We start from the raw sequence: 20729 nt of genomic DNA, 5'->3' as shown, positions 1-20729 counted from the left end.
TAATTTCTATTTACCTTTCCTTAAAATAAGCCAAAGAGGTGCATAATAGGGAAGACAGCCAGCATGCAATCAAAACGATCCAATACCCCACCATGACCTGGGATAAACTTGCCTGAGTCTTTGACACCAAAGTGACGTTTCATAGCACTTTCAATCAAATCGCCCAACTGACCAGCTATACTAAAGAAAATAGCAAAGACCATCATTTTGTAAATTCCATAAGGTAAAGCAACGGTACTATCAACTAGCATAAAAATCAAAGTCACTAGCATAGCAGCCACGATACCCCCCATAGCACCCTCTATGGTCTTGTTAGGGGAAACTCTCGGAGCTAGCTTTCTCTTACCAAACTTCATCCCTACCAGATAAGCACCACTATCGGTTGCCCAGACCATACACAGTCCCAAAAGCGCCTTATCCAAACCTGCAATACGAGCATCGACCAAAGCATTAAAACCAAAGCCAACATAAAAACTCATGGCAATCGGAAAAACAGCATCCTCAATAGTATAGTTCTTGCTGAAGACTGTTGCCCCTAGTAAAATCAGTATCACGACACTATAAGCTACAACATTCCCATCTACAGGTAAAAACTTCCAGTAGTTTTCCAAAGGTACGGTCAGAGCAAAAGTCGCTAGTAAAGTCAAGAGACCTTCAGGCGTCATGGTATTTAAACCCTTCATGCGCAGTAACTCATGTACTCCCAACATAGCCACAACCCCCATGGCAATCTGGAGCCATAAGCCACCAATCGCCAAGATTGGGATAAAGATAGCCAAGGCCAAGATAGCAAAAAGGGTTCTCTTTTGTAAATCCTGTATCATAATATCTCCTAAACTCCTCCAAAACGACGGTTGCGACGATTGTACTCGATGATAGCATCTTTCAAGGCTTCCTCATCAAAGTCAGGCCACAAGACATCCGTGAAATAGAGCTCGCTATAAGCAGCCTGCCAAGGCAAGAAATTACTCAAACGAAGTTCACCGCTGGTCCGAATAATCAAGTCAGGATCACGCAAGACTTTTGGCAAATGTCCCGTAAAGAGGTATTCCCCAATCAATTCCTCTGTGATATCACCAGGATTGATCTTAGCATCTAAAACATCCTGTGCAATCAACTTGACCGCTTGTGTAATTTCAGCTCGTCCACCATAATTAAGGGCAAAATTGAGAATCAATCCTGTATTTAACTTAGTCAGCTCTTCTGCCTTTTTAAGAGCATCAAAAGTCTGCTTCGGCAAACGATCAGTCTCCCCAATCATTTGAATCTTCATGTTCTTCTGATGCAATTCGGGAACAAACTTATCATAAAATTCAACAGGTAAATTCATGATAAACTTGACTTCCTGGTCTGGACGTGTCCAATTTTCAGTTGAGAAGGCATAGACCGTCAAGGCTTTGACACCCATATCACTAGCAGCAATCGCTACCTTTCTCAATGCATCCATCCCAGCCTTATGCCCAAAGACACGTGGCTGCATCCGTTTTTTAGCCCAACGGCCATTCCCATCCATAATAACACCGATGTGGTCGGGCACCATTGTGGGGGCTTCTGTTGCTTTATCTTTTTTTAAAAATCCAAACATGATTGTATTCCTATTCAAAAATCTATCGTTTCATTATACCATATTTTTCATTTTTCTTCTATTATCGTCTATCATTCTACGGTGAAATTTCCCATATATCTCCTATATTTCCAGTATACCAAGCCTTGCAATTCCTAAAGAAAGTTGATACAATAAAACCATAGAGATTCGATCCTTGTTCAGCCACAGGGATTTTTTATTGAAAGGATTTTATGATGTCAAAGAAACTCCAACGTAAAAAACAATTAAGAAACAGCCTTCGTCGTTCAGGTGTGTTTTCAAATGCTGTAAACAAGGTTGTCGAAGAGACAAAAAAAGTCGTTAAACACGCAGAACATGCCGCAAGCGAGGCTGGAAAAGCTGTCTCTAAGCAAGTAGAAAAAGCTGTAGAAGTAACTAAAGAGCAAGCCCACAAGGTTACGACTTCTGTTGAAGAGTTCGCAGCTAACCTAGGCGGACTTCCACTTGACCGTGCTAAAACTTTCTACGATGAAGGCATCAAGTCTGCTGCTGATTTCAAAAACTGGACTGAAAAAGAACTCCTTGCCCTGAAAGGAATCGGTCCAGCTACAATCAAGAAATTAAAAGAAAACGGCATCAAGTTCAAGTAATCTTTCTTGTCCCTTGCATTTCCGTGAAAAACTTGTTAAAATATAGCCATTAGAGGTGTTTTGAATCCCACATTTTACAGAAAGTGGCGGAGCTGAGAAGTCCACAATGTGTCAAAACTGGTTGCTAATGGATGAAATTAAAAATTGAAATATAAATCTTTTTGTTTCCTTTTAGGACAAGGTAGCGAGTTGCAAACCTAATCAAAGAGAAACAAAAAGACGAGAGTTGCGGGCTTTGCCCGAATTTGGGTGGTACCGCGGATAAATACATTCGTCCCTGTCATGTAGATGGCAGGGGCGATTTTTCTTTTACACCCCTAGCCAAAGGAGGTTGCCATGAAACAATCTTTTAACACCAGTAAGCTCTACTATGGTTTTCCTATCTTCATTTTGGGCTATCAGGACCAGAACTTTGGGCACAATATCACGACCTGCAGTTCCTCTTATAGCCTGGGTGATTGGCTAGTCATCGGGGTTGGTGCTGAGGAAAATGCGGCTGACCAGATTAAGCATTATCAACAGTTTACCGTAAACATCCCTGATGAAAACTTCATGATCCAGATGGAACAGGCAGGCTTCATCAGCCATCGGGAAAAGTTGAAACACCTGGGGCTTGTCTACGAGATTTCTGAGCAGACTCAGGCTCCAATCTTGGAGGCTTGTCCAGTCGTATTGGACTGTCAGGTAGATCGGATTATCGAGGAAGATGGCATCTGTCATATCTTTGCCAAAATTCTCGAGCGACTGGCTGACCGAGAGCTCTTAGATGACAAGGGCCGTTTTAAAAATGACCACTTTGCACCTACTTACTTTATGGGTGACGGCCATCAGCGCGTTTATCGTTATCTAGATGACCGAGTCGATCCTATAGGGAGCTTCATCAAGAAAGCGAGGAAGAAGAATGACAAGAACTGAACTGCCAGAACAAATCGAAACGGAGCGACTGGTCTTGCGAGTACGTACAGTGGCGGATGCTGAGGATATCTTTGGCTATGCCAGTCGTCCAGAAGTCTCTTACCCAGCAGGGTTTCCACCTGTCAAAACCTTGGAAGATGAGATTTATTACCTAGAACATATCCTTCCCGAGCGTAATCAAAAGGACAATCTCCCAGCAGGCTATGGAATTGTGATTAAAGGGACCGATACAATCATTGGTTCTGTCGATTTTCCCCATCGCCACGAAGATGATGTGCTAGAGATTGGCTATACCTTGCACCCAGATTATTGGGGGCGCGGTTATGTGCCAGAAGCAGCCCGTGCCTTGATTGATTTAGCTTTTAAAGAATTGAACCTACACAAGATTGAACTAACTTGTTTTGGTTACAATGTCCAAAGTCAACGAGTCGCTGAGAAACTTGGTTTCACCCTTGAAGCTCGCATAAGGGATCGCAAAGATGCCCAAGGCAATCGTTGTGATGATTTGAGATATGGCTTGCTGAGGAGTGAGTGGGAGGCGGATTGATGCATGTTTTCATCATTGGAGCTCCAGCCTCAGGGAAAATGACCATTGGTCAGGAACTTTCAAAACTCACCAGTGCGACTCTCTTTTTCAACCATCAACCAATAGATTTCGCACTCGAAATCTATCAGGATTTTACGGAAGAAATGTGGGAATTTGTTCGTAGCGTTAACTTTTCTTTTCTTGGAACAAGCGCCAGGCATCATCGGTCGGTGATTTTAACAGGTGTAACTGATTTTTCAAATCAATACCATCTGATGTATTTGAAGGATATTCAAGATTTATTAAATGAGTATCATCAAGAGATTCTCTTTGTTGAATTAGAAACGTCTCTTGAGGAGCGCTTACGTCGCAATCGGACAGAGAATCGGTTGAAATACAAACCCTTGAAACGGAATTTTGAGGTATCTGAAAGAGAAATTTTAGAGACTGATAAAACAAATCAACTTAATTCTCAAAAGCAACCGAGTGGTCTTCACCACTACCTGAAAATTGATAATACGAATCTGTCTGCAGAAGAAGTCGCAAAGCAGATTCAAGAAAAAATGAAAACAATAGAGAAAGGACACACACATGTCTAAAGAACTTTCACCTAAATACAATCCAGCCGAGGTTGAGGCTGGTCGTTACCAAAAATGGCTTGACGAAGATGTTTTCAAGCCTTCAGGCGATAAAAAGGCTAAGCCTTATTCAATCGTGATTCCACCACCAAACGTAACTGGGAAACTCCACCTTGGTCACGCTTGGGATACAACTTTGCAAGATATCATCATCCGTCAAAAACGCATGCAAGGCTTTGATACGCTTTGGCTTCCAGGGATGGACCACGCTGGGATTGCAACTCAGGCTAAGGTTGAGGAGCGCTTGCGTGGCGAGGGCATCAGCCGTTACGACCTTGGTCGTGAGAAATTCCTCGAGAAAGTCTGGGAATGGAAAGATGAATATGCGACTACTATCAAGGAACAATGGGGCAAGATGGGGCTCTCTGTCGATTACTCTCGTGAGCGTTTCACTCTTGACGAAGGTTTGTCAAAAGCGGTTCGTAAGGTCTTTGTGGACCTTTACAAGAAAGGTTGGATCTACCGTGGTGAATTTATTATCAACTGGGACCCAGCAGCTCGCACAGCCCTTTCTGATATTGAAGTTATCCACAAGGACGTAGAAGGTGCCTTCTACCACATGAACTATATGCTGGAAGACGGTTCACGTGCCCTTGAAGTTGCCACTACTCGTCCTGAGACTATGTTTGGGGACGTAGCCGTTGCGGTCAATCCAGAAGACCCACGCTACAAGGACTTGATCGGTAAAAACGTCATCCTTCCAATCGCTAATAAACTCATCCCAATCGTGGGAGACGAGCACGCCGACCCTGAGTTTGGTACTGGTGTCGTGAAAATCACGCCTGCCCATGATCCAAACGACTTCTTGGTTGGTCAACGTCATAACTTGCCACAAGTCAATGTCATGAACGACGACGGAACTATGAACGAGCTTGCCTTCGAATTTGTAGGCATGGACCGTTTTGAAGCTCGTAAGGCAGTTGTGGCTAAGTTGGAAGAAATCGGTGCCCTCGTCAAAATCGAAAAACGTATCCACAGTGTTGGTCACTCAGAACGTACAGGTGTTGTGGTTGAACCACGCTTGTCTACGCAGTGGTTCGTGAAAATGGACCAATTGGCTAAGAACGCTATCGCCAACCAAGACACAGAGGACAAGGTTGAATTCTACCCACCTCGTTTCAACGATACCTTCCTCCAATGGATGGAAAATGTCCACGACTGGGTTATCTCTCGTCAGCTCTGGTGGGGTCACCAAATCCCTGCTTGGTATAATGCTGAGGGTGAAATGTATGTCGGTGAGGAAGCTCCAGAAGGTGACGGATGGACTCAGGACGAAGATGTCTTGGACACTTGGTTCAGTTCTGCTCTTTGGCCGTTCTCAACTATGGGCTGGCCTGATGTCGACTCAGCAGACTTCAAACGCTACTTCCCAACTTCAACCTTGGTTACAGGTTACGACATCATCTTCTTCTGGGTGTCTCGTATGATCTTCCAATCCTTGGAATTTACTGGTCGTCAGCCATTCCAAAACGTCCTTATCCACGGTCTCATTCGTGATGAGCAAGGACGCAAGATGTCTAAATCTCTCGGTAACGGGATTGATCCAATGGATGTCATCGAGAAATACGGTGCCGATGCTCTTCGTTGGTTCCTTTCAAACGGTTCTGCACCAGGTCAAGACGTTCGCTTCTCTTACGAGAAAATGGATGCCTCATGGAACTTCATTAACAAGATCTGGAACATCTCTCGCTACATCCTCATGAACAATGAAGGCTTGACCCTTGAGCAAGCAACTGCAAATGTGGAAAAAGTTGTTAACAAGGAAGCTGGGAACGTCACAGACCGCTGGATTCTCCACAACCTCAATGAGACAATCGGAAAAGCAACTGCTAACTTTGACAAGTTTGAGTTTGGTGTTGCTGGACACATCCTCTACAACTTCATCTGGGACGAGTTTGCGGACTGGTATGTTGAGTTGACCAAAGAAGTCCTTTATAGCGATAACGAAGAAGAGAAAGTCATCACACGTTCTGTTCTCCTTTACACTTTGGACAAGATCCTTCGTCTCCTTCACCCAATCATGCCTTTCGTGACAGAGGAAATCTTTGGACAAATCTCAGAAGGCTCTATCGTTACAGCAGAATACCCAACTGTTAACCCAGCCTTTGAAGACCTCGCTGCTCACACTGGTGTAGAAAGCCTTAAAGACTTGATCCGTGCTGTTCGTAATGCGCGTGCGGAAGTAAACGTAGCACCAAGCAAGCCTATCACAATTCTTGTTAAAACCAGTGATAGCGACTTGGAAACTTTCTTTAACAGCAATGTCAACTACATCAAACGCTTCACAAATCCAGAACACTTGGAAATCGCATCAACCATCCCTGCACCTGAACTTGCAATGTCAAGCGTCATCACAGGAGCAGAAATCTACCTGCCGCTCGCAGACCTCCTCAATGTCGAAGAAGAACTCGCTCGTCTCGACAAAGAACTTGCTAAATGGCAAAAAGAACTGGACATGGTCGGTAAGAAACTCTCTAACGAACGCTTCGTAGCCAATGCCAAACCAGAAGTCGTCCAAAAAGAACGCGACAAACAAGCCGACTACCAAGCGAAATATGATGCGACTGTCGCACGTATTGATGAGATGAAGAAGTTGGTGAAATAAAATCGAGTAGCGGCTAAGACTAACCCCACTCACACCATGGTACATGCCATTCGGCATACGGTAGTTCAACTAACTTTTAACGCATGCTGTTCAAGATAATACAAACCAGAAACCAGTCCACGTTTTCGAGGACTGGTTTTGATATATCACGTTTAAGTACCGACCTCTGAGCCCTAATTGATAGTGTTCACCCCAGCCAGATCCTTATCTGCTATCCTTTTAGGAATTCCTAACTTAAATAGGCCCGACAGTCGTTTAGATTTCTTCTTCCATTGCTTCCAGATAATCACTCGTAGACGAGTACGCAAGCGCTCATCTATGCTGGTGACTATGCGCTTCATATTTTCCAATGAGAAATAGTTTATCCATCCCCTAATGGACAAATTCAGTTGCTCAAAAGTTCACTGGTAGTAAGTGTCCCACAGAGGACTTCCACCTCAGATGTACGACATGTCCATCGTACCAAAAACGGCAAATCCCTCAAATTGAGATTTGCCGTTTTTTATATATTTTCATCTTGCAAATCGAGTTGCTTCACTCTAGCAATATAGTAGGACATGATCAAAAACAAATTGAAGCTGACAATCCAGATAGACCATTCATGAAAAAAATGCATAGATACAGCCAAGCTAATGGCACCCACTACGAAACTGCCTACAACAATACCATAGTTCAAGGCTTGACGACGATATTCTTGAACATCTCCTTCTCCTCTAACGATACGATACAAAGCAGTCAACATTTTTCGGTAATTCCCAGACGTCATAAAAATGACATAGGGATGATCTTCAATCAAAATACCCGTAAATGTTAGCATCATCATGCCTGTTCCAAAAGCAATAAAAGGTACTTCTAGTAAAGGAAATCGAGAAAAGAAGGGCAAAACAAGGGTCCCGATAAATAAGGGAAGTAGCATCTTAACCCGCCAATAGGCTGTTTTGCGATATTCTTTCATGTACAAGGCAAACAGAAAGCCTAGGGAAAAGAATATAATAGAACAGAATCTCAACATGGTATTGATGACATGTGAATCGTGCCAATCTGATATCAGTAGGAGAATGTTCCCTGTCTGCGTTGCCACCAAACTATGGTACTGGATGTGACAGAATACATCCAAAGAACCACCGATAAAGCCAAGGAACACTCCCATGAGTCGTGTGTTTTGAGGTAAAATTAATTTATCTGGCATTGATTCATCACTCGTTTCCCTTTGATTTTTTCATTATACCACTTTCTCTGAAAGAAACTAAGTGAAAAACAGTCAGATCAGGTAGACATGATTAGATATACTCCTAAGTTAGTCTCATCTCTGGAGTTCATTTATGACGTCTTATCAACTTCAAATGCTGTAGGTACTTATCAACTAAACTATTTTAAACAAATTGTTTCTGTACTGAAGTCTATGGCTTAATCAAAGCAACACTGGAAACAGTACCATCTGCACCTATTGTAATTTGGATGACTTTTCCTCCACCAATTTTGGCATTATATTTACCATCATCAAGAGTATAGGCATAACCTTGGATAGAGTAATTTTCTTTCTTTCCATCAGCAGATTCTACTGTAAATTGACCAGCTGATGAGACCGTGATAGTCTCGCCATTAGCCCCCTTCCAGTTTCCAGCTGCGGCAGAGAAATCTCCATCAACCATGGTTAGAACACCCTTGTAACGTTTGTTTTGCTCTGCTTGCTTGTCTTGGAGTTTGCGGTCAGTCGTTGGGTCATAAGTCGACTGGCTAGTCTGTGCTTGAGAACCTTGTTGATTTGAGGGAGTTTGCGAAGATGCCTGTTGGTTAGAAGCTTCTTGACTCTGTCTTGTTTCTGGTGCTGGTGTTGCTTGCGATTGATTAGCAGTAGTCGTTGACTGATCGGAAGATGATGATTTAGCTTTTTCTGATGAAGCTGAACTTGAGGACTTCTGAGTCTTGTTCTCTTTACTTGAAGAACTTGCCTTAGAACTAGAAGATGCTTGTGTTGTCTTGCTAGAACTATCGCTTACAGTATTCTCTTTCTTATTACCACAAGCCCCCAATAGCAATGTTGAAGCGAGTACAGTTGCGGCCATTAATTTGATAGAAGTTTTATTTTTCATTTTATGCTCCTTTGTAACATTTTTGAAATGTTAAGAAATTTTTTTGTAACATTATTGTAATATTCGTTTTTAAATCTGTCAACTATTTATCTAAAATTTTTTAGAATTATTTTTTAGTACACTTATTTTCTTACCCCTCCTATATCTTTTATTCGTAAAGAATTTAAAAAAACACAAAAGTTCTTCCTGACAAAGTGCTATATTTTAAAGTGTAATCGCTTGCATTTTTTTCTTGAAGTGCTATAATAAAATTGAAATAGGATATTGGAGGTGTAGGTTTATGTCAAAGAAATATTACACATATCTTCCTTGGTTGATTATTGGTGCATTCTCTTCTTATGGAGTTGCTACTCATTACGCTCAAACAACATTTGATTTGTTCTACCTAACTGCCATTTTCATGATTGTCTACGTAGCTCTACTGTACTTACATGAACATTATTTAAAATATAAATACAAAGATTTATTCATTCGTTTTATGAGTAATCCTAAAAAAGATAAACATCCTTAAACAAAAAATAACAACAAAAAGAGGCCGGGAAAAATCCCGACCTCGATTTTTTATGAATAATAAACCTTTGACACGATAGTTGAATTGACTTTTGACACAAACTTTATTTTCTCTATTCTCAAACATGAACCAGCCATCGGATTTGTTGAGACTTCTCAGGACTGAGACTAGGAAATCGAGACTTGGTCTATCGATTTCTATCCTAAAGCTTTTTATTTCAATCGATAGGTTTTTCTTGGTTTCTTTTTAGGAACTCGTTTGAGCCCAACTTCTTCTACATACTCACCGTATTTTACGAGAAAGTTATTGCTGACGATTGGTCGTCCTGGGTTGATGAGATTGACTAATTCGGTTCCTTCATAGACAGTGAACTCCTCCTCTAGTAGATAGAGGAAGGTCGGATTCCAGTCAAGACGCCCTTGGATTCGTTTAATAGACTCTTGGATAATGGCATAATGGTCAAAGGCGAAGGCATGCTCCTCCAACTCTAGTCCCTCTAGGAAACACTTGCCCGTCTGAAAATCAACATCGACAAAAACCACATCCTTGGCATCATCTCCAGCTTGAACGAGTTCGAGTGCTCGACTAGGTAGATACACCAAGTGGGCGATAGTAACCGTCCAGCCCCGCGGATCACGACCTGGGGTAGACACTGTCATCAACTGTTCGATTTTTTCCAACGGAAGGTCGAGGTTAACCTCCTCTCGCACCTCACGCTGGCAAGCATGCCTTGCATCTTCACTCTTATCCATAAAACCACCGACCAAAGCCAAACAGTTTTGATAAGGATGGGCCTTGCGACGAATCAGCAAGAGTTTGATTTTCCCTTCCACAAAGCAATAAGCTACCATATCCACCGTCACGCTTGGTTTTTCATACTGAGGAAGATCCTGTTTGCAGTACCAGTCTAAAAATTCCTTCTCCGTCGCATGAATCTCAAAATATTCTCTTTCTGTCATTCCAGCCGAGATTATCGTTTCAGTCATCTTATCCCTCCCTGACAGCTTTTGTCCATTGGTACCAACCGACTAAACTATTGATGGTGTAAACCCAGTACATACCTTGGATGTGGATATTTTCACCCCACCAGAGGTAAATACTAAAGAGATTGGTTGCAATCCAGAAAATCCATTGCTCACGGTAAAGACGTGTCATCAAGAGCTGACCAACACCATTGGTCGCATCGGTAACACTGTCACGGAAAGGACGAGCACTGCTGATACTTTGGTAGGCTAATCCCATGCCAATCCAGATGATAGCAGTCAAGGCCAAGTACTTGAGCCAATCAATCAGACCGAGTTTCTTAGCTTCAAAGTGAGACTCCTCTGGTCTTCCTTGCTCATTGATCCGATTAGACAACCAAGTATAGAGACCAATAGGCTGCATGACAAAGAAATAAACTGTGGTCAATACTTCTCCGTAGAAAGTAGCATTCATAGCTAGGACCAAATAGATTGCAGAGTTAATAGCTCCAAAAAGATAGTTGCTAGCCCGACCTTCAGCTACCAAGATAACGCAGACAATCCCTGTCCAAGAGGCCAAGAGACCAATCCAGTCATGACTTTCTGTGTTTTGTGTAAACTCCAGAATAAGAGGGACACTTGATAAAGCAATCAAATAGAGCCACTGGAAAAGACTGCGTCCCACAAAGAGGTCATTCCAAAGCAAACGCATAACTCCTTCAAAACCAATTTTACGAGCTTCTGCGTGAACATTTTTAAAGTTTGCGATAAATCGAGTGATTTTTTCAGTTATTTTTTTCATTTTCTTCTCCTAATCTGCTTGGTAAATGGCATCGATAGCTACTTTTGCTGCTTCATAATTTCCTAGATAGTCATCAGCTAGATAAACATGAGGGATAGTAGCCAGATATTGCTCCCTCATCATATCCAAATGCTGAGAAAAACTATGACGGATATGGTCTTCTGCCATGGTCATGTCTCGAAAACCATCATTAACATAAGAGCCAACAGGTTGCACAAAGAGGATTAAATCCCACTTTTCCTTGGCTAAGATGGAAACGAATAGATTATCAAATGTTTCTACGGACAAGTCCCCCTGCTCTTCAGTTTCCATGTAGTAATCGTAGTAGCCCTTGGTTACCAATGAGTTGGTGTCTGCAATGACCAAGCCTCGATTGGCATTGCTATCGATTAACTTGGAAGTTTGGTCATATTGGCCCAAAAGGAGGTAATAATAGTCTTTTGGAGTAAGCTCATCATCTCGAACATTATTTTTTATCTGATACTCACGAGCATACTCCAGACTGACTGGCGCGTCATAAAAGCGAGCTAAATCCTTGGCTAGAGTTGTTTTACCATTACTAGCACTTCCCATAATCAACACTTTTTTCGTAAACTGACGGCGGAAAGGTTGAGCGATATATTTCCAATATTTGCTTGGATTTTCACGAATCATGCTAGCCGAAATTCCAAATTTTCTTTCCTGCAAAACAGTCTCGAAACCACGTTCTGACAATTCTTGTTGGTATTCGGACTCTCCTACAAAAAAGATGAGCTCCTGACCAGTCTGGTCATAGGAAATGGCCTGCAACATCTGATCCAACCACTCCTGCCAGCCCATTGGATAGCGAGGGATATTAGTTTCGTCAAGTTTACAAACAGAGGTCAACTCATCATCTCGAAATGCTTCACGAATATAGCGAAACCTCTTTTGTAGTGTCAGTCCAACCTGTTCACCACGATCTCCCTTATAGCCTGAAACTACCACCCATACAGCATCGCATTGTCGTTTTGCTCTTTGGATTAAATCAATATGCCCCTGATGCAAGGGAGCAAAGGTTCCAAAAACCACCGCTATCTTTTTTTTCATGTCTTTTCAACCTTTTTATAACTTTTTATATTTTGCATTATACTATGTCTTGTTCTGTTTGTCAACACTTTTTTATTATTTTTTATAAAAACGTTGATACATGATAAGATTTTTTTACTTGATATGCAAAACCTGATCAGGAGAATTCTGTTTTGAAATCCTTAAACTAAATGCAAAATCCAAATCCTTATTTGAGTAACAACTTTCCAAAAAAAGAGGCTGAAACAATCTGTTCCAACCTTACATTTTTAAACAATTTCAAATTTTAACTGACCAGCTTTGACACCAATTTTAAGTGTCTTACCTTCTTTCAGTTCACCTGTAAGAAGGAGTTCTGCTAGTTTGTCTTCTACTTCTGTTTGCAGAGTTCTGCGCAGTGGGCGAGCTCCCATCTCTGGGTCATATCCCTTCTGAGCTAGAAGCTTAAGGGCAGATGCTTGGAGTTTCAAGTCAATTCCTTTTTCTGCCAGACTTGCAATCAATGGTTTGACCATAATCTTAACCACTTCCTGCATATCTTGACTTGACAAGCTGTGGAAGACCACCTTTTCGTCAATACGGTTGATAAACTCTGGACGATAAGCTTTTTTCAACTCTTCGAACATCCGTTTTTCCATATTTTCTTGGTCAAAACGAATATCCTTAGCTCCAAAACCGACTGTCTTGTCATCACGAAGAGCTGTCGCACCAAGGTTTGACGTCATGATAATAATGGTATTTGAGAAATCAACCTTGCGACCCTTACTGTCTGTTAAGACACCATCATCCAAGACCTGCAAGAGCACATTAAAGATATCTGGGTGGGCCTTTTCTACCTCGTCAAAGAGAAGTACTGAGTACGGTTTGTTACGAACCTTCTCGGTCAACTCTCCGCCCTCTTCGTAGCCTACATAACCTGGAGGAGCTCCATTGAGACGACTAGCTGCGAATTTCTCCATGTATTCACTCATGTCAAAACGAATGAGAGCTGACTCGTCATCAAAGAGAACTTCTGCCAAGGCTTTGGCTAATTCAGTTTTACCAACACCTGTTGGTCCTAGGAACATAAAGGATCCAATTGGACGTTTGTTATTGCGAATCCCCGATTGATTTCTGCGAATGGCACGACTGATGCTTGATACCGCTTGTTCCTGACCGATAACACGTTTATGCAGTTCAGTTTCAAGATTGAGATACTTCTTGGCATCCGTTTGTGTCAATTTTTGAACTGGAATACCTGACAAGCGACTCAAGGTTGTCAAAATATCAGACTCTTTTACTAGATCTTTATAGACTGGAACTTCCTGTTCTTTTGAAATGAGCTGAGCTACTTGTTTCCATTTGCCATCCATCAAAGCCTTATCTGCAGCTGTTAAGCCTGACTCATCTTTTTTAGCGTGCTTTGATTTATTTTGGACAGTTGCTGCCGCTTCATCCAAAAGATCAATCGCTGAGTCTGGCAAGTGACGACTAGTCAAATAGCGATGTGCCATTTTGACAGCTGTTTCGACTGCATCATCTGTAATTTGAACATGGTGGTGTTTCTCATAAGTTGCCTTCAAGCCACGCAAGATAGCCATACTATCAGCCACACTTGGTTCCTCAATCATCACTTTTGCAAAGCGACGAGAAAGGGCTGCATCTTTTTCGATGTGTTTTTGGTATTCTTCCTGAGTGGTTGCCCCAACAGTTCTCAGAGTTCCACGCGCTAGGGCAGGTTTCAGGATATTGGCCGCATCCAAGGTCGAATCAATCCCACTTCCTGAACCCATAATGGTATGAAGCTCATCGATAAAGAGGATGACCTTGCCATCTTCCTCGATATCTTTGATGATATTGTTCATACGTTCTTCAAAGTCTCCACGGAAACGAGTTCCCGCAACCACATTCATTAAATCAAGCTCTAAAACTCGCATCTTAGCCATTTCATCAGGTACATCCCCGTTGGCAATACGTTGCGCAAGACCAAGTGCTAGAGCTGTTTTACCGACACCTGCATCTCCAACTAGGACTGGATTATTTTTTGTCTTACGGCTCAAGATTTGAATCATACGAGAGATTTCTTGGTCACGCCCGATGACTGGTTCCAATTTACCTGAGCGAGCTTGCTCTGTAAGATCATGCGTATAATCTTCCAAACCTCCACTTGGTGTCTGAGGCATGCCCATCATATTAGCCATAGAATTTTGCTTGTCCGCTACCGTACGATGGCGTTGACGAAGGGCCTTCAAATCATCTCTAGTCCAACCAGCACGCGCTTCAAGACTACGACGAAGTCCAGCAATCTTGACCTGATCCTTCTGATCTTCGTAAGAAAATCCCGCTTTTTCTAGAATACGAGTAGCCAAGGCATTGCCATCATGTAAGATAGCATAAAGCACGTGCTCTGTTCCTAAAACCTTGGCATGCACAACAGAAGCTACATGCTCTGCTTCCAACAACAATACCTTCAAACGGTGTGAAAAAGGCAACTCCTGATAATTTTCCTTATCGCTATACTTTGTTTCAGTCAGCTCTACGGCAACTTCCTCCAGACGATCAATCTCATATGGAAATTCGTTTAAAGTTGCCCCAGCTACACTATAACTATGATTGGCCATAGCAATCAATAGGTGCCAAGACTCTAGGTATTCTGCTCCAAAATGACTTGCGACCAGAAAGGCACTGTCTATACATTCTTTCAATGCTTTTGAATATTTCATTTAGTTCTATTTTCCTTTTCTATCTACCTCTTGTAATAACTGTCGGAGCATATTGGCACGGATAAGATTGGCATCCTCACCTAAAACCCGGTCTGTCGCCATCGCTAGTAATAGATTCATCTCCTGACGAGTCACTAAATCCTGTTCAAACAAGAGTCTTAAAACATCTTCAAAGATAACTAGGCTGACTTCTTCGCCCACCGAATACAGTAAATCGCGGAGCATTTCATGGTGGTTGGAGAATTCGATCCGTCCTATACGAATGTAGCCACCACCACCACGCTTACTTTCAACCAAGTATCCCCTGCTTTCTGTAAAACGAGTCTTAATCACATAGTTAATCTGACTAGGAACAACCTGGAAAGTATCTGCCAACTGACTCCGTTGCAACTCCACAATACCAGATTGATCTAAAATTGCCTTGATGTAGGCCTCAATATGATCTGATGTATTTTTAAGTCTCATAACAAACCCACCTCTCTTTAAACCTTGACTATCTTTGACTATTATACCGAAATTTTCTCATTTTTAAAAGAAAAAAGAGCTGGCAAAGTTCAACATCACCAACTCCCTATTTTTCTACTTATCTAAGCCTAATTCTGCAAAGATTTGACGTTTATAAGCAATTTTTTGGACTTCCTTGTCCTCGTCTTCAGACCAATCTAGTTTAATTTCTGAAACAATCTGCCCAGGGCGATTTTTCAAGATATAGATACGATCGCTAAGGTTAAGGGCCTCCTCGATACTATGCGTAATGATGAGTGTCGTCAGGCCTAGCTGTTTATGAATATCAAGATACCAGTCATGAAGCTCCATCTTAGTCATCTCATCCAAGGCACTAAAGGCCTCGTCGAGAAGAAAGAGTTTATGCCCAAATAGGTAAGTGCGAAGTAAGGCCACACGCTGGCGCATCCCGCCGCTAAGCTCATGAGGATACTTGTCCCGTACAGCCGTCAACTGAAAGGTAGCAAGGATTTCATCTGCACGGGCAATGGCTTCTGCCTTATCCACCTTTTGGATCAAGAGGGGCAAGATGATATTTCCTAGCACAGTCTTGTGCTCCAGGAGCAGATCCTTTTGTAGCATATAACTCACGCGCCCCTTAGGATTTTCTTCACCATCAAGGACAATTCGCCCTGACTGAACTTCTAAAATCCCAGCGATCAGATTAAAGAGGGTGGTCTTTCCTACACCACTTGGGCCTAGGATAGAAACCACTTCACCTGAAGTGACTTTCAGATTGATATCCTCTAAAATCCTCTCCTGACCATAGGCATAACTGACGTGTTCTAGTCTAATTTCTGTCATTATTTCACAAATTCATTAGTGAAGCCTTTGTCTGTCAAGTCTTCTTTAAGGATACCATTTTCTTTATCCCATTTGTAGAAGGCATTCCAGCGGTCAGCATCAAATTGTCCCCATTTGTCCTTGTCGCTTGCGTATTCTTTTGACAAGTATTTCTGAGATTCGATGACAAAGTCACGTTTATCCTTGAGTTCAGGTGCATTCTTGATGAGGATATCTGCAGCTTCTTCTGGGTGCTCCATGGCATATTGGTAGCCTTTTTTGATGGCTTGGATAACTTTACGAGCTTCTTCTTTATTGTCTTTCAGATAATCGTTGTTAGCGATGATAACTGGTGAGTAGTAGTCAAACTCTTTTACATAGTCTTTTAAGTACATGAAGTTGGCATCTACACCTTGAGATTTGGCAAGAATTCCATCCCAACCATAATAAATCCAAGCAGAGTCAAAAACGCCGTTGGCAATCGGTGTGATCGAGTTTGAGTCATTGTTTGGTACTTTTTCAACCTTCTCGAAGTCTCCACCTTGAGATTCTACCAAGGTTTTCAACATAGCAAGCTCAGTCGGGTCATTCCAGGTTCCGTATTTCTTACCAACTAAGTCTTTTGGACTGCTAACATTGTCAGACTTACGAGAGATGATTCCTGATGTATTGTGTTCAACTATAGCGGCAACGGCAGTGATTCCTGCCCCTTTTTCCAATTTCTTAGCCATGTAATCTTGGAAATAGATAGCAAATGGCGCCTTGCCATTGATAACTAAGTCTGACGAGCTTTCTTCAGGTGGCAATTTCAAATCAACATCCACTCCAGCTTCCTTGAAATAACCTTTTTCTTTAGCTACATAAAGCCCTGTATGGTTGGTATTTGGTGTCCAGTCTAGGATAAAATCAATTTTTTTGAGTTCTGCTTCTTTATTGTCCTTAGAAGCAGTTCCTTGACCACAAGCCACAAGCACGACAGCTACAAGAGCTGTTACAATCGTTAAAAACACTTTCCATGTTTTCTTCATTTTTATTTCCTCTTTTCTTTTTCTCAAACGTTATTGTTCTATGAACGTTTCCATTTAATCACATATTTTTCACTGACATCGACCAGCTTCATACCCAGAAGGCTGATAAGCGATACCAGAATAATAATCGCAAACATGGTATCATACTGAAACAGTTTTTTAGACTGAATCATGTAGACACCTAGTCCTTCAAAGCCTCCCAACCACTCAGATACCACTGTTGTGATAAAGGCGTAGGAGACACTCACCCTCAGTCCTGCATAAAAGTAAGGCAGGCTGACAGGGATTTTAAAATGCCAGAGAATTTGCCAAGGATTGGCTCGCATCAGACTAAACAAGGTCAGCATATCCTTGTCACAATGCCTAAATCCATCTAGAATACTGACGATAATAGGGAAGGTTGTCGTCAAGATAATCAAGACAATCTTGGGCAAGATTCCATAACCTAACCATAAAACCAGGATAGGGGCTATGGCAATGGTCGGTATGGTCTGGACAACCACCATCATAGGATAAATCAGATCATTGAGCCAGCCCAGACTATCCATAAGGACGGCCATGATACAGGCTATCAAGACACCTAACACTAGACCTAACAAGGCTACTTTCAAGGTTGCCCAACTATGGTACCAAAGAAATTCTCTGTCACGAACAAAAGACTTGAGGATTTCAAGTGGTGTCGGCAAGATAAACTTTGGTAGGAGTTTTAAGAAACCTGCCACCTGCCAAAGAGATAAGACACCCAAAAATCCTAGCAGACTAATATGCCGTCTCATGATACTTTTCAAGTTTCTCATCAATACTTAAAATCTCTCCTACATTTATTTTGACATTGGCAAAAACATTATCTGCCCCTTGACCTGCCACTTCTAAAGCTTCTTTGAGAATACGCATCAGTTCCTCAAAGTTTCCTTCTAGGACTGTTTCAAAAGGTGTCACCACCATGGACACTCCTTGAGCCTGCAGATAAGCAATAACTTGATCAATAAGGGCTATGCGGTCAATCCCTTGTGACAGGGGCAAGACTTGTAAAGCAATGCTTGCTTTCATAAAAACCTCCTTCTAAGTTACAGTTTTTCTTTGTAAAAAAAGAAAAACCTCTTTCATATATGAAAAAGGTGCAAAATTAGGCCAAGTATTCGTTCCCTACGCTGGCATTACCCAGATCAGGTGCGGTCGAAGTTTAACACTTCCTCTCAGACTGTACACAGACTCCCATATATTATATGGACATATGATAACGCAAAATAAACAAGATGTCAAGGAAACTGCTTACAGAAAAAGAGGCGGTTCTCCACCTCTCCCTCTAATCATTTATTCTCAGTTAATTCTTCCAATTAAAGCATAGGGGCGAATAATTGAACTACTTCTTTGATTAATGTTTGATACCAGGTAGGCTTGATTGTTCCAGGAAAAATTTCTTGCGACTCTTCAAAAATTTCTTCAAAGTCCTTACGAATATCTACAATCGATGGTGTTTCATATAATAAAACTGCATTTTCATAGTGGTGAACCAAGCTGCGATAATCAAGATTTATGGTTCCAACAACCGCAAATCGATCATCAACAATCATTTGCTTACTATGGATAAAACCAGGAGTATACTCGTAGATACGTACACCAGCAGACAAAAGATCAGGATAAGAACCTCGAGTTACTAACTGTATGAGCTTTTTATCTGGGATAAATGGAGTTATAATTCTCACATCTACGCCTCGCATAGCCGCATTTTTGATATCCTCTGTCAAATCATAATCAATAATGAGATAAGGCGTGGTGATATAGACAAAATCTTCCGCTTGATTAATCAGGTTTTGATAGACAATTTTACCCACCTTCATTCTATAGATAGGCTTTGGTCCACTTCCATATGGGATACATAGCCCGCCACCTAGTCGTGTCTGATTTTCCAAATGATACTGATCAAAATCACTGATTTCTCCACGGTTGATGTACCAGTTCATGAGAAATAGTCTTGTAAAGGCTTGAGTCGCCGGACCATCGATCCGAATCCCACTATCTTTCCAATGTCCAAAACGTTCAATCTGATTTATATACTCATCCGCAAGATTGACGCCACCAGTATAGGCAATCTGCCCATCAATGACCAAAATTTTGCGGTGATCTCGGTTATTATAGGCCACTGTCATACGAGGAATTACCTTATTAAACTTATGAGCCTCAATTCCTCGAGATCGGAGATGCACTGTATAATCACCTGGCAGGGTCACCATACAGCCGATATCGTCGTAGAGCATCTTAACTTCAACACCCTGAGCAGCTTTTTCTTCTAGAACTTCGAGCATACTATCCCACATCAAGCCTTCTTCGACAATGTAGTATTCTAGAAAAATAAATTTTTCAGCCCTCTTCAAATCCTCCAGCATCTGCTGCCACATTTCCTTACCATTTGAAAAGAATTGTGAGTCTGTCTGATCATAAACTTCTGCATTACTGTCCATATGCAATAAGGCATTGATAATCCCGTAGGCAGATTTATCAGTTTTCTGTATGTCTTGATGAAGACTATGTTCGCGCTTTTCATGAGATGTGATAGAACGAAGTTCCTGTAATTGTTTAAATTCCTTTTTTGATAACCGACGCTCACCAAACATGATATAAAGCAAGGGGCCAAAAACAGGGACAAAAGTGACAATCAACCACGTCACCTTGCTTTCAGGAGACATAGAACGATTGACAATGGCTAAAACAGTCGCCACGCTGACAAGAAATACAAGAGCAACCCAAACAAGTGGAGCAATCTGGCTCATGTAAAGAATGACTGCAAAAACTACAAATAATTCTATCAGAATAATCGCAATGCTAAAACCATACTTGGACATCAATAGTCGAAATTTTCTAGTCCCCATAACTCCCTCTCAATTTCTAAATAAACTCCAAAGCAACTAGCTGAAAGCGCTTGTTACCTTCTAGTATACTTACTTTCATAAAACTTAGCAAGTCTTTTCTGTTTAGGCCGATAGTTCTACCTATAAAATCATTTAAAAAAGTCTGCGACAAAATAGTTCTCAGCCACAAAAAAGCTAGATATTCCCAATTGTGGAACTCTAGCTTTTTATAGTGGCTCTATAATATTTGTAGTGGGTAAATCCCCTATAGATATTATGGAGCCTATTTTGTTGTAGAAAACATACTAAGATTAGTAGTGAGAAAATCTCCGACGGGAGAGAGTACTCACTACTTTTTCTTTATGTTAAAGTAGAGGTGTCTTGTAAAGTCGTAGGGCTCTTTGGCGCTAGACGTCGCTTGACAAACTGGAAAGACACCTGTTTTAGGTGGAATTTGATCAAAGTATGTGGGACGCTAGACGTCGCGTATTGAAAATAAAATCACTAAAACACGGAATTATTCAAGACAAAAGAGGTAATATCATGCGTACAGTATTTGGGATTGATG

Annotated in this window: 20 protein-coding genes, 1 pseudogene and 1 riboswitch; of the genes and pseudogenes, 6 read left to right on the top strand and 15 right to left on the bottom strand. The window is 41.6% G+C overall.

Annotated features, from left to right (window positions below):
• Window positions 1-20: 20 nt before the first annotated feature.
• Together GEZ89_RS05510 and GEZ89_RS05505 are read right to left on the bottom strand one after the other, a co-directional pair.
• Window positions 21-824: a phosphatidate cytidylyltransferase gene (locus GEZ89_RS05510; protein ID WP_153225267.1), complete on the bottom strand. Its 804-nt coding sequence runs from the start codon at window positions 822-824 to the stop codon at window positions 21-23.
• A gap of 8 nt (window positions 825-832) precedes the next feature.
• Window positions 833-1585, bottom strand: a complete 753-nt coding sequence (locus GEZ89_RS05505; RefSeq protein WP_075231150.1) for an isoprenyl transferase — start codon at window positions 1583-1585, stop codon at window positions 833-835.
• 215 nt (window positions 1586-1800) lie between these two features.
• On the opposite strand from GEZ89_RS05505, the gene GEZ89_RS05500 reads away from it, so the two are divergent.
• From GEZ89_RS05500 to GEZ89_RS05480, 5 genes are all read left to right on the top strand, one after another.
• The gene (locus GEZ89_RS05500) at window positions 1801-2196 is read left to right on the top strand and encodes a helix-hairpin-helix domain-containing protein (protein ID WP_153225266.1); all 396 of its coding nucleotides are present in this window, start codon (window positions 1801-1803) and stop codon (window positions 2194-2196) included.
• Window positions 2197-2532: 336 nt separating this feature from the next.
• Window positions 2533-3111, top strand: a complete 579-nt coding sequence (locus tag GEZ89_RS05495; RefSeq protein WP_153225265.1) for a flavin reductase family protein — start codon at window positions 2533-2535, stop codon at window positions 3109-3111.
• Window positions 3098-3658: a GNAT family N-acetyltransferase gene (locus tag GEZ89_RS05490; RefSeq protein WP_153225264.1), complete on the top strand. Its 561-nt coding sequence runs from the start codon at window positions 3098-3100 to the stop codon at window positions 3656-3658. Before GEZ89_RS05495 ends, GEZ89_RS05490 begins: the two co-directional genes overlap by 14 nt.
• On the top strand, window positions 3658-4236 hold the full coding sequence (locus GEZ89_RS05485; protein ID WP_153225263.1) for an AAA family ATPase: 579 nt from the start codon (window positions 3658-3660) through the stop codon (window positions 4234-4236). Before GEZ89_RS05490 ends, GEZ89_RS05485 begins: the two co-directional genes overlap by 1 nt.
• Complete coding sequence (locus GEZ89_RS05480) at window positions 4229-6880, top strand: valine--tRNA ligase (RefSeq protein ID WP_153225262.1); 2652 nt, start codon at window positions 4229-4231, stop codon at window positions 6878-6880. Before GEZ89_RS05485 ends, GEZ89_RS05480 begins: the two co-directional genes overlap by 8 nt.
• A 65-nt stretch (window positions 6881-6945) precedes the next feature.
• On the opposite strand, the pseudogene GEZ89_RS05475 reads toward GEZ89_RS05480, so the two are convergent.
• From GEZ89_RS05475 to GEZ89_RS05465, 3 genes and pseudogenes are all read right to left on the bottom strand, one after another.
• A pseudogene (locus GEZ89_RS05475) lies at window positions 6946-7275 on the bottom strand (group II intron maturase-specific domain-containing protein); the annotation flags it as partial.
• Between the two features lie 107 nt (window positions 7276-7382).
• Entirely contained in the window at window positions 7383-8069 is a 687-nt protein-coding gene (locus GEZ89_RS05470) for a YoaK family protein (RefSeq protein ID WP_153225261.1), read from the bottom strand.
• Between the two features lie 211 nt (window positions 8070-8280).
• Window positions 8281-8973 carry a hypothetical protein gene (locus tag GEZ89_RS05465; RefSeq protein WP_153225260.1) on the bottom strand — a complete coding sequence of 231 codons (693 nt, stop codon included), beginning with the start codon at window positions 8971-8973 and terminating at the stop codon, window positions 8281-8283.
• A gap of 280 nt (window positions 8974-9253) precedes the next feature.
• On the opposite strand from GEZ89_RS05465, the gene GEZ89_RS05460 reads away from it, so the two are divergent.
• A complete protein-coding gene (locus tag GEZ89_RS05460) occupies window positions 9254-9484 on the top strand; it encodes a hypothetical protein (RefSeq protein WP_153225259.1) in 231 nt (76 codons plus the stop codon).
• 212 nt (window positions 9485-9696) lie between these two features.
• Here the strand turns inward: GEZ89_RS05460 and GEZ89_RS05455 are convergent, their stop codons facing one another.
• The 10 genes from GEZ89_RS05455 to cls form a co-directional block, all read right to left on the bottom strand.
• Window positions 9697-10470, bottom strand: a complete 774-nt coding sequence (locus GEZ89_RS05455) for an NUDIX domain-containing protein (protein ID WP_153225258.1) — start codon at window positions 10468-10470, stop codon at window positions 9697-9699.
• 1 nt (window position 10471) lies between these two features.
• The gene (gene pnuC / locus GEZ89_RS05450; RefSeq protein WP_153225257.1) at window positions 10472-11248 is read right to left on the bottom strand and encodes a nicotinamide riboside transporter PnuC; all 777 of its coding nucleotides are present in this window, start codon (window positions 11246-11248) and stop codon (window positions 10472-10474) included.
• A gap of 9 nt (window positions 11249-11257) precedes the next feature.
• Entirely contained in the window at window positions 11258-12316 is a 1059-nt protein-coding gene (locus GEZ89_RS05445) for an AAA family ATPase (RefSeq protein ID WP_153225256.1), read from the bottom strand.
• Window positions 12317-12564: 248 nt separating this feature from the next.
• Window positions 12565-14997, bottom strand: coding sequence for an ATP-dependent Clp protease ATP-binding subunit (locus GEZ89_RS05440; RefSeq protein WP_153225255.1), 2433 nt, complete (start codon window positions 14995-14997; stop codon window positions 12565-12567).
• A 6-nt stretch (window positions 14998-15003) separates the two neighbouring features.
• Complete coding sequence (locus GEZ89_RS05435; protein ID WP_001237459.1) at window positions 15004-15462, bottom strand: CtsR family transcriptional regulator; 459 nt, start codon at window positions 15460-15462, stop codon at window positions 15004-15006.
• Window positions 15463-15576: 114 nt separating this feature from the next.
• Complete coding sequence (locus GEZ89_RS05430) at window positions 15577-16305, bottom strand: ABC transporter ATP-binding protein (RefSeq protein WP_153225254.1); 729 nt, start codon at window positions 16303-16305, stop codon at window positions 15577-15579.
• Window positions 16305-17312, bottom strand: a complete 1008-nt coding sequence (locus GEZ89_RS05425) for an ABC transporter substrate-binding protein (RefSeq protein WP_153225253.1) — start codon at window positions 17310-17312, stop codon at window positions 16305-16307. The genes GEZ89_RS05430 and GEZ89_RS05425 overlap by 1 nt, the downstream gene beginning before the upstream one ends.
• Before the next feature lie 38 nt (window positions 17313-17350).
• Complete coding sequence (locus GEZ89_RS05420; RefSeq protein WP_194251833.1) at window positions 17351-18109, bottom strand: ABC transporter permease; 759 nt, start codon at window positions 18107-18109, stop codon at window positions 17351-17353.
• Window positions 18072-18362, bottom strand: coding sequence for a thiamine-binding protein (locus GEZ89_RS05415; protein ID WP_153225251.1), 291 nt, complete (start codon window positions 18360-18362; stop codon window positions 18072-18074). The genes GEZ89_RS05420 and GEZ89_RS05415 overlap by 38 nt, the downstream gene beginning before the upstream one ends.
• Window positions 18363-18438: 76 nt before the next feature.
• Window positions 18439-18541: riboswitch (TPP riboswitch) on the bottom strand.
• Window positions 18542-18649: 108 nt separating this feature from the next.
• Complete coding sequence (cls, locus tag GEZ89_RS05410; protein WP_153225250.1) at window positions 18650-20182, bottom strand: cardiolipin synthase; 1533 nt, start codon at window positions 20180-20182, stop codon at window positions 18650-18652.
• Between the last annotated feature and the right edge of the window lie 547 nt (window positions 20183-20729).

This window comes from Streptococcus mitis (assembly GCF_009496285.1).
Lineage (GTDB): Bacteria > Bacillota > Bacilli > Lactobacillales > Streptococcaceae > Streptococcus > Streptococcus mitis_BP.
The sequence above is the reverse complement of the archived record's forward strand: the minus strand, read 5'-3'. Positions and strand labels throughout refer to the sequence as shown.